The organism is Amnibacterium flavum, assembly GCF_003097495.1.
Classification (GTDB): domain Bacteria; phylum Actinomycetota; class Actinomycetes; order Actinomycetales; family Microbacteriaceae; genus Naasia; species Naasia flava.
The window spans coordinates 1,055,146-1,067,894 of record NZ_QEOP01000002.1; the positions used below are offsets into that span (position 1 = coordinate 1,055,146).

Sequence of the window (12,749 nt, forward strand, 5' to 3'; positions counted from 1 at the left end):
CTCCATAACCACCCCCGCTCACCACGCAAACCGGCAACCTCGTGTGAGGCTTACAGGCCCCTGGCCGCGACCCTAGTGCGCACCGCTGGCCGGTGCGGTGTTCGACAGACTTGCGAAGCTCATCTTCGGACTCCCGTAGACGCCGAAGTTCTGCACGTGCAGCCGGGCGATCTCGGGCACGGGCACATCATCACGCAGCTGTCGCGCGGACGGTGACCTGGTCACCGCGGCACGCTAGCCGCGTGAGGTGAAGAATCCTCTCACTGCCGGTCGGAGAGCCTGGCAGATGAGCTCAGCCCCGAAACGATCCGATTTTCTGTAGAAACTGGATCATCCCGTTGACGGGTGATCGAGCTTCATCGCGAAAAAGGATCGCAGCCTCGAGTATCTCGTTCGCCTTCCACTACTCCGGGACCTTCCTTCTGCGTTCGCTCGATCTCCGCTGCCGCATCGGTCGTGAACCCCGGGTTGGCTCCCGCGCCGACCTCGTATCGGCGTTGGCAGGTCGCAGCGTCACCGGACTCATCCCCAGGAGCCCTGCCTCATGCCTGACGGCGCCCATCATCGTTGGATGCGACGGCCGCGTCTCCGCGAGCATCCGGAACACCCGCTCACGCATTTGCGGCGGATGTTTCCCGTTCGTGGTGTTCCATCCCGGCCTGAAGAAAGGAATGAAAATCAGGTCGATTCAGAAGCGGATGGACGGACCGGTGCGCGTACGACGAGACCGAGCCTTATCCAGCTCAGGGGCATATTCGGAGGGGCAAACACGGGGGAATTGCAGCGAAGACGACCCCGTCGGGGCCGCACGACAAGCTTACGAAAATGTGACCCTTCTCCATCTGGTCAGCCGCTGCGGAGGGCCCCCAACACTCCACACGCGCGGACGATGCGCAACCCCGGTCGCTGATCCACGGGAACGCGGCCAAGTTTTCGCAGATCCAGAGTTCGAGCGACCCCGGTTACATCGGCAGTCGTCGCGCCGCTGCTACAGTCGCCCCATGCCTGCGGGAACCGTTCTTCACGCTCTGCGAGCCTTTGTGGCCGAGCGCGAGTGGGCGCAGTTCCATACGCCGGAGAATCTCGCGAAGAGTATTTCGATCGAGGCGGGTGAGCTTCTCGAATGCTTCCAATGGGGCGGCGACTACAACGCTGATGATTTGCGGGGTGAGCTCGCTGATGTGCTCACCTACTGCATCCTGCTTGCCGACAATCTCGGACTCGACGCGGACGAGATAGTGCTCGATAAGCTTGCGAGGACTCGTGCGAAGTACCCGGTGGAGAAGTCCCGGGGCCGGAGCGCCAAGTATGACGAACTCTAGGATTGAGCGGATTCCGTTCTCGGAAGACGCCGTCAGAGTCTTCGCCGAGAGTGACCCGCTACACAAGAACTGGCCCGTCGTCTACCTTCTCGAGGGCGGAGCCCAGGTCTACGTAGGTGAGTCCCTAGATGCGAGTTCTCGCATGCGGCAACACCTTGCCAACCCGCGGAAGAGTTCGTTCGAGGCCGTGCGAGTCGTGCTCGATAACACATACAACAAATCGGTCTGCCTCGACCTTGAAGCCTTCCTCATCAACGCCCTCAACGGTGACGGCCGACTCAATGTCACGAATCTCAACGCGGGGATCGTCGACCGTGACTATTACGACCGGGAGCGCTATCGGCGCTCCTTCCTTGACGTATTCGAGCAGTTGCGCGCGGCAGGAGTGTTCGACCGCCGCATAAAGGAGATAGAGAACAGCGACCTCTTCAAGCTCTCGCCGTTTAAGGCCCTCAACGCCGATCAGGCTGTCGCAATCGAAGGCATCCTTGAGGCGTTGTTCGAAGATGTAGAGAAGGGCAGCGCCGGCCCGATCGTAGTTCAAGGAGATCCTGGAACCGGCAAGACAATCGTGGGAGTGACCCTCGCCAAGCTGCTGCAGGACATCAAGCGGGCAGACGAAGCGGACGTCATCGATGGAGATTCCCTGTTCAGCGACTTTTTTACCAAGGGCTATGCCGACCAGATTGCCGGCTACCGTATCGGGGTGGTTGTACCGCAGCAGTCGCTGCGCGCATCGATCAAGCGCGTTTTCCGGAACACGCTCGGACTTCAAGCGGACATGGTCCTCAGCCCCTTCGAGGTGGGAGCATCTGAAAACTTCTACGACATCCTCATCGTCGACGAGAGTCATCGCCTCAATCGCCGGTCGAATCAACCGTCCGCAAGATTGAATCAACGCTTTCGTGAGATAAATGAGCGGCTTTTCGGATCCGACGATGTCGCTTGGACGCAGCTCGACTGGATCCGTGCGCGGAGCCAGCACCAGATCCTCTTGCTCGACGCGGGACAGAGAGTGAAGCCGGCCGATCTTCCCGAAGATGCTCTGCAGCACGTTGTAGCCATTGCGCGCCATGAAGACCGCCACTTCCCACTCGCGTCCCAAATGCGAGTTCTCGCTGGGCAGGACTACATCGATTACGTTGGGCGCATCCTGCATGGTGCCCAGCCCAGCAGGGTCGATTTCCCCGGTTATGACCTCAGGTTCTTCAACGATTTCGGCCAGATGCATGACGAAATCCGCCTGAGGGACGCTGAACACGGGCTCGCGCGTCTCGTGGCTGGCTTCGCCTGGGAGTGGCGCAGCAGGCGGTCGAAGGACCTCTTCGACATAGAGATTGACGGTCGCAAGTTGCGGTGGAACCAGACTGACAAAGACTGGATCAGTTCGGAGACCTCGCTGGAAGAGGTTGGCTCGATCCATACCGTTCAGGGGTACGACCTCAACTACGCGGGCGTGATCATTGGGCCCGACCTGCGCTTCGACACAGGGGCCGGGCGGCTATACATCGACCGGAATTCCTACTTCGACAAGAAGGGCAAGGAGAACAATTCCGCGCTTGGGATTACCGTTACTGACGACGACCTCCTTGAGTTCATAGCCGCGGTCTACTTTGTTCTGCTTACGCGCGGAATGCGTGGAACCTACCTTTACGTGCACGACCTAGCTCTCGGGGACCACATGCGTAAGTTCTTCCCCGCGGCTCGCTGATTTCGCTCACCTGCATCGCCGGCGAAGCGGAGGGAGCGACGCGCGCGTCACTGCACTCAGCGTGTTGACTGGCGGTTGGCGTCTGCGTTACGCACTCAGCCCCCTCCTATATCGCTGAGTATCGTTGAGACCGATCGAGGAGGTCACCATGAATGGATCATCCAGGACTGATGGGTTCGGCACCGCAGGCGCCAACCCCGTTGACGGCATGTGGCAGGCGTTCGAGCAGCTGCGCACGCGCCTTGAGAAGAATTTCGAGAAGAGCGCCGGCAGTCGTGTCGGCCGCGGCGACGTGCGCGCCGCCGTGCTCGCACTTCTCGCCGAGCAACCGATGCACGGCTACCAGATCATCCACCAGATCGAAGAGCGCAGCGGCGGACGCTGGAAGCCCAGCGCCGGCTCCGTCTACCCGACGCTTCAGCTCCTTGCCGACGAGGGCCTCATCACGGCGGAAGAGTCCAACGACCGCAAGACCTACTCGCTGACCGAAGCCGGTCGCGACGAGGTCAACCGGTCCGGAGTGTCCGCACCGTGGAGCGCCAAAGAGGATGAGAAGACCGGATCCCTGCCTAAGGCCGGCATCGAGCTCGCCCAAGCCGCCGCTCAGGTCGGCCGCACCGGGACCGACGCCCAGACCCAGCAGGCCGTCGAGGTGCTGAACGACGCGAGGCGCAAGCTCTACGCGATCCTCGCCCAGAGCTGACCGGAGTGGCATCGCCCCAACCCGAACGGGCAGGAAACACAGCGGGCGCGGGCGCAGTGCCAGCAGGCACTGGCCGCGCCCGCTATCGCCGCATCCTCCGATTCGCCGCCCGGCACCTCGCCGCCACCTGGTGGTGGGAGATCTTTCTTCCGCGCATCGGCCTCAGCCGACTGAGCGAGCGCACCCGCACCCGACGGATGAAGCGCATCGCCCGACGTTTCCACGACCTCGCCCTCGACCTCGGCGGCCTCATGATCAAGGTCGGCCAGTACATGTCGTCGCGCCTGGATGTGCTGCCCCCCGAGATCACCAAAGAGCTGGAAGGCCTTCAGGATGAGGTGCCCGCCGTGCCCTTCCCGGCCGTCCGCACCCTCGCTGAGGCGGAACTGGGACGAACTCTCGCGAGCGCGTACGCGTCGTTCAACGAGACGCCGATCGCATCCGCGTCGCTCGGTCAGGCCTACCGCGCCCGCCTCACCCCGGAGCTGGCTGAGGAAGCGGGATTCGAGGACGTGGTCGTCAAGATCCAGCGCCCCGGCATCGACACGATCGTCGAGGTCGACCTCGCCGCGTTGCGCCGTGTCGGCGGATGGCTGAGCCACATCCGACTCGTCTACACCCGCGTCGACATGCCCGCTCTGGTGGAGGAGTTCGCCGCCACCAGCCTCGAAGAGATCGATTACCTGCACGAGGCCGCCAGCTCCCAACGCTTCGCCGAGGTCTTCAACGGCGACGCCCGCGTCGGCGTCCCGGGAATCGCGTGGGAACGCAGCACCCGCCGGGTACTCACGCTCCAAGACGTGACGGCGATCAAGATCACCGACGTGGAGTCGCTGCGCGCGGCCGGCATCGAGCCGTCCGAGGTGGCGGAGGTGTTCGCCACGGTCATGTTCGACCAGGTGTTCACCGACGGCTGGTTCCACGCCGACCCGCACCCCGGCAACATCTTCGTCACTCCGCTGCCCGACGGCACCGGGGGAGAGGGTCGGGCCTGGAAGCTCACCTTTATCGACTTCGGCATGATGGGCCAGGTCCCGCCGACCCTCCGCGCCGGCCTGCGCAAGCTGCTCATCTCGGCAGCGACTCGGGACGGAAGCGGACTTGTCGACGCGATCCGCGACGTCGGGATGCTGCTGCCCTCCGCCGACACCGTCGAACTCGAACGAGCGATGACGGCGCTCTTCGGCCGGTTCGGCGGCATGGGCTTCGCCGAACTGCGCGAGGTGGATCCGCGCGAGTTCCGCGACTTCGCGAAGCAGTTCAACGACGTGGTCCGCTCGCTGCCGTTCATGCTGCCGGAGAATCTGCTCCTCGTCATCCGCGCCATGTCGCTCACGTCGGGTGTGTGCAGCGCGCTGGACCCGCAGTTCAACCTCTGGGACTCGGTCGAGCCCTACGCGCGTCAGCTCCTGCGCGACGAACGCGGCAATGCGGTACAAGACGTGGCACGCCAGGCGCTCGACATCGTGACGACGGCGGCGACGCTGCCGAAGCGACTCGATGGGTTAATCACGCGGATTGAGGATGGCGATCTCGCCGTTACTGCTCCCAGGCTCGAGCGACGGGTGGCTTCGCTCGATAAGACGCTGCGGCGGATTGGGTCGTCTCTGGTGTTTGCGGGGCTAATCGTGGCCGGGGCGATTGTCCGGCCGGATGACACAGTGCTGGGGACCGTGTTGATGGTTGCATCCGTCATACCGCTGCTAGGTGTCGTGTTCGGCGGGCGTCGCGGAGCCTGAGCTGCCCGCACGATCACGTGCCGCGTCGCCATCATGATGAGGCGACGGCATCGTCAGATCGACCCGACCGCCATAATGAGCTCGCGCTTCCGTATTCGGATGACACGACATGGTAGGGGCATCGGCTTTGGCTGACTTTCACACCGAGGCATGGACGCTTCAACCCGGTGATTTGATGACTCGCGCTGAGCGGCAGGCTCTCTACGGCGGTGGAGTCCAGGGAGGCATTGAGCCTTCCACGACGTCTTCGATGATCTTTCTGTACACAGATCCCGCAAAGGGACTGGCTCATGGCTACAGCTTCGACGGTTGGGACGCTGAGCGAAACGTTTTCTTCTACACCGGAGACGGTCAGAACGGGCCGCAGACCTTTTCGGGCAAGAACGGTTCTGTCCTTAACCACGTGCAAGCCGGTCGAAGGATTCAGCTTTTCTCTGCCGAAGGGCTAGTCGCCGGTAGCCAAACTAAAGCTCAGCGCTACCTGGGGGAGTTCGTCGTCGACCCTTTACGTCGTTTTGAACGGGAGACCTCGGTCGACCGAAACGGCACTCTTCGATCCGTCATCGTCTTCAGACTGCTCCCAGTTGGTAGCGTCCTACGGAGGAGCCGAGAAGACAGTTCGTTCCCCATCAGCCCGGAAAATATGGTGGCCACGGAGTCGCCGTTGGAGGGACCGCTCGATGACGTCGTGGACCGGGTCCTTCTCGAGCGGACACTGGCACCAACCTTTGCTCATCAAGCAACCGACGTGTTGCGGATGTCCATCAGACGTGAGGCGGCGATGGTGCTCCGGCTCACACAGCACCTCGAATCGCTTGGTCACGAGGTAGTCCGCAACCGGATAACGCCCGCGGGTAGCGCTTTCTCCCTCTACACCGACGTGTTCGATGCCTCGGAGTCCGTCCTGTACGAAGCCAAATCGGTTGCTGACAGGGCTTCGTCACGGCTGGCGGTGGGACAGCTGCTGGATTACAAGCGATACATGAGCGACAACGTGAGGCTGAGTGCCTATCTTCCGGGGAGACCCTCGGGCGACCTTCCCCGGCTCTTCGACTCCACCGGGATCGGGCTGAGCTACGAAGAAGGCCGGGCGATCTCTCTTGCCTTCGAGCGTTAGGCCCGGGGATTGAATCGACGCGCGCTAGGACTGGAGGCCCGCAAAGGGGGTCTTCTAATGAGGTTTTCCAACTCCTAGCTTCGGGAGAGGGGGAAATCGGTTATGAAACGCATTCCATGGCTCGTGCGGCGCCGCGCCGACCGTGTTGTAGAACGCTGGACGTCGCTAGACGCAAACCCCGAGGCAGCCGACGAAGTGATCGAACGAGACATTCGCCGCTGGATCGGTCCCGCCGCCGACGAGCTTATGGACTACGCGCAGGACCGGCCACTCCGGCAATACGTTGCCCTCGTGACGGCATTCAGCGGGACCGTTGTCATCGTCGTCTTCTGCCAGACGTTGATGGATAGCGGCCTTGGGGAGCACATCTGGTGGTTCGGAACGATAGTGGCGCTCGTGTTCTTCGGCCCTGCTACCCACCTCATCAAACCGCTGAAGACGTCGACCACTCGCGCACGCATCCGCAGCCATATTGGTCATGCGGCCACCACGGCTCTACTTCGTCGTCGGGCATTCGTAGTTAAGGCACCGACTCAACGGACCGAAGGCGTGAACGCCCGCGAAGCCGAGTTCCTTACAGCTGAATGGATGGCCCACCTCGGTGCGCCGGAGGCGCGAGTCACCCAGTATCGGCATGACGGCGGCATCGACGTTGTGACCCATTGCTTCGCGGTTCAGGTGAAGAACCGAACCGACAAGGTGCCGGTGACCGTTATCCGCGAGATTCAGGGTGCGGCACAACGTGACAATAAGCTGCCCATGGTGTTCGCGGCGAGTCATTTCACCCGTCCCGCGAGGGCAGAGGCCCGCGAGATGGCGATCCCGCTGTTCATTTTCCGAGCGAAAGAAGGCCGGCTGGTGGCAGCCAACCCGCAAGCGCTCCACTACCTGCAGAACGGGTTGCATGTGCCACTCCCCGAGGCGCTCCGAGTCCGACCGCGAGTGGACAGTATCAACCGGCGTCCGGCTACTACGAGCGATTGAGGAGGGAGCAGCAGAGTCAGCCACGGCGATTCGCGGCCGAGCTAGGTCGTTGCATTCTCTGCGTGTAATGCATGCCGAGAAACCGAACGTTGGGCACAAGTAAGCGTGCCTCCTATCGCTTCGCTCAACGGGCGGCGGGGCTACTCGTCCTCCGAGGTCGCCCTCGACAGGCGAATCTCCTCCAGGTCGATGCGGGATTGGATGCGGCGCAGGATCGTGTCGTCGATCTCGTTGCTGTTGCGGAGTTTGATTACCGCTGAGCGCTTCACCGAGAGCAGGGCCAGGCGGAGCGGAGCTTCGCGGTCGACGTCGGCTGCCGCGCCCTGAGCCTCGGACTCCTCGCCGTCGTGCTCGAACTCCTCGAGTCGCCTCGTGTACTCCTGGTTCAGCAGGTCGCGCAGCTCGTCGGGCGCATTCAGACGTTCCGCCTCAGCCGGGAGGGCCTCGACCACCGCCTTGAGTGCTGTCACCTCAGCCAGCTTGAACTCAGCGGCCTCAGTCGGGTCGGGCGGCAGCTGACCGAAGCGGACGATCGCCGCCATCGTCGAACCCTGCACGATCAGGGTCACCAGGATGACGATCGTCGTCACCGCGATGATCAGGTCGCGGCCCGGGAAAGCGTCGCCGTTCTCCAGCGTGGTCGGCAGAGCTAGCGCGGCAGCCAGCGACACCGCCCCGCGAAAGCCCGCCCACGCGATCGGCAACCGTTGGCGGGCACCCACGCGACGCAGACGCTGCGACGGACGCCGGTCGAGCACTCGAATGATGTACGGAGTCGTGTACCCCCACACGATCCGCACCAGGATCACCGCCAGAGTCACGAGTAGACCGAGGGCGAGCGCGACATCCCAATCACCGTCGATGTCCTCGACAACGGAGTGGAGTTGCAGGCCGACGAGCACGAACAAGGTGCAGTTCAGCAGAAAACTGGTCAGACCCCAGAACGAGTACGCCTGATTGCGCGCGCTCGCCATGATGACCGTGGGCCCGAAGTGCCCGACGACCAGGCCGGTGGTCACGACGGCGACAACGCCCGACACATGCACGAGTTCAGCCGGCAGGTAGGCGAGGAACGGCGTCAGCACGCTGATCGTGTTGACGAGCAGGCGGCCCCGAACAAGCTTGCGCAGACCAATCGCGAGGAAGGCGATCGCGGCGCCGATCGCGATTCCGCCCGCATAGGAGGCGACGAAGCGGAGGGTGCCCTCTCCGAAGTTGATGTCGCGCTCGAGCACCGCGGCCGCCACCGCAACCGAGTAGAGGGCGAGCGCGGTGCCGTCGTTGATGAGGCTCTCGGTGCGGAGGATGGTCTGGAATCGGCGGGGGAGTCGGCCGGCGACCGACGCCATCGCGGTCGCGTCGGTGGGTGCGACGATGGCGCCCAGCGCGATCGCGACGGACCAGGGGAGTCCGAACGCGTGCCCGATCAGCGCAACCACTCCGGCGGTGACGAGGACCAGCGGGATGGACTGGAGCAGGATCACGCGCGCGTTGCGGCGGATCTCACGCCACGACGTGTTCAGCGCCTCCCAGTACAGGAGCGCGGGCAGGAAGAGGAGGAGCACGAGATCGGGTGGCAGCTCGACCTCGCTGAAGAGCGGGATGAAGCCGAGGATCCCGCCGAGGACCAGCAGCACGATGGGCGGGCTCACGTGGATGCGTTCCGCGATCCAGCCGCCGACCACGATCACGCTGCCGACGAGGACTGCAAGTTCTAAGCCGTTCATGTGCGTCCCCTCGGCGGTTCGTATGTGCTTTCGGTGGGTCGAAATAGATGCTGGCACGGATGCGGGGGTTATACGTATCGCTTCGCTCAACGGGCGGGAGTGGGTCGAGGCCTTCGTATCGCTTCGCTCCATGGGCGGGCGGCGGCGGCTCGCTCTACGGGCGGGATCGAGGTTTAGTCCCTGCGTTTCGCTTCGCTCAACGGGCGGGCAGGCGGCGGCTCGCTCTACGGGCGGAGTCGAGGTCTAGCCCTTCGTTTCGCTTCGCTCTACGGGCGGGGTGGGTCCAGCCCTTCGTATCGCTTCGCTCAACGGGCGGGCGGGGGCGTGTGCAGGCCGCTTCGGTATGGTGCGGGGATGTCTGAGACGAACAGGGTCGACTTCGGGTTCGAGCTCTCCGAGGTCGATCCCTCGAGCACTCCCGGATTCCATGGATCGAAGAAGGACGGCGAGAAGGCGCTCGCCGACGAAGCGAAAGAGCTGTCCGATCAGCAGGAGCGGCTCTTCGCGGCCAGCAAGGGCGGCAGCAAACGCAGCGTTCTGCTTGTGCTGCAGGCCATGGATACGGCGGGCAAGGGCGGGATCGTCCGTCACGTCGTGGGCCAGGTTGATCCGCAGGGCACCTCGCTGCACGCGTTCAAAGCGCCGACCGAGGAAGAACGCGCCCACGACTTCCTCTGGCGGGTCGAACGGCAGCTGCCTCAGCCGGGCATGATCGGGGTCTTCGACCGATCGCACTACGAGGATGTCCTGATCGGTCGGGTGCGCCAACTCGCTCCGGCCGCAGTGATCGAGGAGCGGTACGAGCAGATCGTCGAATTCGAACGCCTGGTCGCCGAGAGCGGCACGGCGATCATCAAGGTGATGCTGCACATCTCGCGCGAGGAGCAGGGCGAGCGCCTGCTGGAGCGGCTCGATCGCCCGGACAAGCACTGGAAGTTCAACCCGGGCGACATCGATGAGCGCCAGTACTGGGATGCCTACATGGAGGCGTACCAGATCGCGTTGACCCGCACCTCGACCGAGCAGGCGCCCTGGCATGTGATCCCGGCGAACCGCAAGTGGTACGCGCGGCTCGCGGTGCAGCGACTGCTGCGCGAGGCGCTGAAGGGGATCGACCCGCAGTGGCCCGCCGCCGACTTCGATGTCGATTTCGAGAAGGCGCGGCTCGCCGCGAGTTGACCCGACCGCTCCGCCGAGAGCGTGAGTGTGCTGCCAAGTCTGCGAAAGCGGTGCCGACGGGCCCGTCCTTCAGGCTGGGCTGATTCGATGCACGGGTCGGCCGTTCGTGCCGACCGAGGTCCGACCGCGAGCCGGGCCGAACGATCGAAGGAGATTCGTCCATGACCGACATCACGCTCACCCAGGCTCAGACAGTCGTCGCCGCCGCACTCGCCAAAGCCGAGGAAGCCGGCACACTCATGAACATCGCCGTCGTCGACGCCGGCGGCAACCTCAAGGCCTTCGCCCGCATGGATGGCGCGTGGCTCGGCAGCATCGACATCGCGCAGAAGAAGGCGCGCACCGCGCGGTTCTTCAACATGGAGTCCGGCGCCATCGGCGAGCTCTCGCAGCCGGGTGGGTCGCTGTTCAACATCGAGGTGTCCAACGGCGGGCTCATCACGTTCCCGGGTGGGATCCCGCTCGAGGTCGGCGGCGAGATCATCGGTGCGATCGGGGTCAGCGGCGACACCGTTGAGAACGACCGCGCGGTTGCCCTTGCGGGGACCGAGGCGCTGTAGCCCGACCCGCCCGCGGAGCCCGTCGAAGCGAAGGGGCCAGCCAACTCTCGGATGTCGAGTAGGCCGAAGCCCGTACCGAGACCAGCCAGCCCTGCGGCTGCCAAGGCCTCGATACGCGCTGGGGCGCTACTCGACCTCCGAAGCCCCATTCGCTTCGACGGGCTCAGCGGGCGGCCTTGCCCGGTCCCCGTTCGCTTCGACGGGCTCAGCGGGCGGGGCCTGGTCAGTCGAGGGGGCGGAGGAGGCGGTTCAGGAACTCGCGCGTCCGGGGTTCGCGCGGGGCGGTGAAGAGGTCGGCCGGGGCGCCGCGTTCGACGACGACGCCGCCGTCGAGGAAGGCGACCTCGTCGGCCACCTCACGGGCGAACGAAAGCTCATGAGTGACGACCACCATAGTCCAGTCCTCGTGGGCCAGTTCGGACATGATCGAGAGCACGTCGCCGACGATCTCCGGATCGAGGGCCGACGTGGGCTCGTCGAACAGCAGCAGCTTCGGCTTCAGCGCCAGGGCGCGCACGATACCGACTCGCTGCTGCTGACCGCCGGACAGCTGGAAGGGGTAGACATCGCGCTTCGACTCGAGACCGACACGAGCGAGAAGCGCCTCGGCATCGGCGATCGCCGCATCACGGGGCCGGCGCTGCACGACGACGGGTCCCTCGATCACGTTCTCGAGGACGGTCTTGTGCGGGAACAGGTTGTAGTGCTGGAAGACCATGCCCGACGCGTCGCGCAGCCGGGCGCGTTCTGCCGCTCGGGCCCGCGGGGCAACATCGGCCCCGAAGTCGACGCGGTCGCCGTCGAGTTCGATCACCCCGGAGTCGGGCGGGGTAAGAGCGTTGAGAGAGCGCAGCACGGTGGTCTTGCCGGATCCGGATGGCCCGATGAGCACGAGCACCTTGCCGCGCCGCACCTGCAGGTCGACGCCCTTCAGCACCTCGAGCTCGCCGAACGCCTTGCGCAGGCCGGTCGCCCGCAGCAGCGGGACACCGGTGCCGCCGGTGGAACCCGGAACGGACGGCCGATCAGGTGTGAGCGACATAGCGATCCAGTCTCTTCTCGAGCCGACCCTGGACGGCGGACAGGCCGAGGCAGATCACCCAGTACACGACGGCGGCCTCGATGTAGAGCAGCATGAACTCCTGGCTGAACGCCGCGATCTTCTGCGCCTCGCGGAACAGCTCGGTCACCAGGATGAGCGACGCGAGCGAGGTGTCCTTCACGAGGCTGATGAACGTGTTCGACAGCGGCGGCACCGACACCCGGGCGGCCTGCGGGAGGATGATCCGCCGCAGCGTGAGCGACCTGGACATGCTGACCGTGTAACCGGCCTCCCACTGTCCGGCGGGCACCGAAAGGATTGCGGCCCGGATGATCTCGGCCCCGTATCCGCCGACGTTGATCGAGAACGCGATGACGGCACTCGGCCAGGGCGGGATCGTCAGACCGAGCGACGGAAGACCGTAGAAGATCACGAACAGCTGGACGAGCAGGGGAGTGCCGCGCACGACCGAGATCACGAACCGGGCGGCGGCGGAGAGCACCCGCACCTTCGAGATGCGGGCGAGCGCGATGCCGAGCGCGAGAACGAGACCTAGCGCGAACGAGATCAGCGCGAGCGGGACGGTACCGAGTACCGCCCCGCGCACGATGGGCCCGAGCGAATCCCAGGCGAGCTGCCAGTCCATGACCGAAGGCTAGACGCCG

12 protein-coding genes are annotated in these 12,749 nt (G+C 64.5%); 8 read left to right on the forward strand and 4 right to left on the reverse strand.

What is annotated here, in order from left to right; genetic code table 11:
• Nucleotides 1–72: 72 nt before the first annotated feature.
• A complete protein-coding gene (locus DDQ50_RS17305) occupies nt 73–225 on the reverse strand; it encodes a hypothetical protein (RefSeq protein ID WP_165829809.1) in 153 nt (50 codons plus the stop codon).
• A gap of 776 nt (nt 226–1,001) precedes the next feature.
• On the opposite strand from DDQ50_RS17305, the gene DDQ50_RS12660 reads away from it, so the two are divergent.
• The 6 genes from DDQ50_RS12660 (at nt 1,002) to DDQ50_RS12685 (ending at nt 7,576) form a co-directional block, all read left to right on the forward strand.
• Nucleotides 1,002–1,322 carry a nucleotide pyrophosphohydrolase gene (locus tag DDQ50_RS12660; RefSeq protein ID WP_116757059.1) on the forward strand — a complete coding sequence of 107 codons (321 nt, stop codon included), beginning with the start codon at nt 1,002–1,004 and terminating at the stop codon, nt 1,320–1,322.
• A 142-nt stretch (nt 1,323–1,464) separates the two neighbouring features.
• Nucleotides 1,465–3,033: a DNA/RNA helicase domain-containing protein gene (locus DDQ50_RS12665; RefSeq protein ID WP_240614376.1), complete on the forward strand. Its 1,569-nt coding sequence runs from the start codon at nt 1,465–1,467 to the stop codon at nt 3,031–3,033.
• Nucleotides 3,034–3,181: 148 nt separating this feature from the next.
• The gene (locus tag DDQ50_RS12670; RefSeq protein ID WP_116757061.1) at nt 3,182–3,736 is read left to right on the forward strand and encodes a PadR family transcriptional regulator; all 555 of its coding nucleotides are present in this window, start codon (nt 3,182–3,184) and stop codon (nt 3,734–3,736) included.
• Nucleotides 3,737–3,792: 56 nt separating this feature from the next.
• Nucleotides 3,793–5,475, forward strand: coding sequence for an ABC1 kinase family protein (locus DDQ50_RS12675; RefSeq protein ID WP_116757062.1), 1,683 nt, complete (start codon nt 3,793–3,795; stop codon nt 5,473–5,475).
• Between the two features lie 175 nt (nt 5,476–5,650).
• Complete coding sequence (locus DDQ50_RS17070; RefSeq protein ID WP_476692338.1) at nt 5,651–6,592, forward strand: SRA domain-containing endonuclease; 942 nt, start codon at nt 5,651–5,653, stop codon at nt 6,590–6,592.
• A 102-nt stretch (nt 6,593–6,694) separates the two neighbouring features.
• The gene (locus tag DDQ50_RS12685) at nt 6,695–7,576 is read left to right on the forward strand and encodes a restriction endonuclease (protein ID WP_116757064.1); all 882 of its coding nucleotides are present in this window, start codon (nt 6,695–6,697) and stop codon (nt 7,574–7,576) included.
• A gap of 140 nt (nt 7,577–7,716) precedes the next feature.
• On the opposite strand, the gene DDQ50_RS12690 is transcribed toward DDQ50_RS12685, so the two are convergent.
• Entirely contained in the window at nt 7,717–9,303 is a 1,587-nt protein-coding gene (locus DDQ50_RS12690; protein WP_165829810.1) for a Na+/H+ antiporter, read from the reverse strand.
• Nucleotides 9,304–9,657: 354 nt separating this feature from the next.
• Here DDQ50_RS12690 and DDQ50_RS12695 point away from each other — a divergent pair, with 354 nt between their 5' ends.
• Together DDQ50_RS12695 and DDQ50_RS12700 are read left to right on the forward strand one after the other, a co-directional pair.
• A complete protein-coding gene (locus DDQ50_RS12695; protein ID WP_116757066.1) occupies nt 9,658–10,482 on the forward strand; it encodes a polyphosphate kinase 2 family protein in 825 nt (274 codons plus the stop codon).
• Between the two features lie 161 nt (nt 10,483–10,643).
• Complete coding sequence (locus DDQ50_RS12700) at nt 10,644–11,042, forward strand: GlcG/HbpS family heme-binding protein (protein WP_116757067.1); 399 nt, start codon at nt 10,644–10,646, stop codon at nt 11,040–11,042.
• Nucleotides 11,043–11,265: 223 nt separating this feature from the next.
• Here DDQ50_RS12700 and DDQ50_RS12705 read toward each other — a convergent pair whose 3' ends face one another.
• Both DDQ50_RS12705 and DDQ50_RS12710 read right to left on the reverse strand, forming a co-directional pair.
• Nucleotides 11,266–12,084, reverse strand: a complete 819-nt coding sequence (locus tag DDQ50_RS12705) for an amino acid ABC transporter ATP-binding protein (RefSeq protein WP_116757068.1) — start codon at nt 12,082–12,084, stop codon at nt 11,266–11,268.
• Complete coding sequence (locus DDQ50_RS12710; RefSeq protein WP_116757069.1) at nt 12,068–12,730, reverse strand: amino acid ABC transporter permease; 663 nt, start codon at nt 12,728–12,730, stop codon at nt 12,068–12,070. Before DDQ50_RS12710 ends, DDQ50_RS12705 begins: the two co-directional genes overlap by 17 nt.
• Nucleotides 12,731–12,749 lie beyond the last annotated feature (19 nt).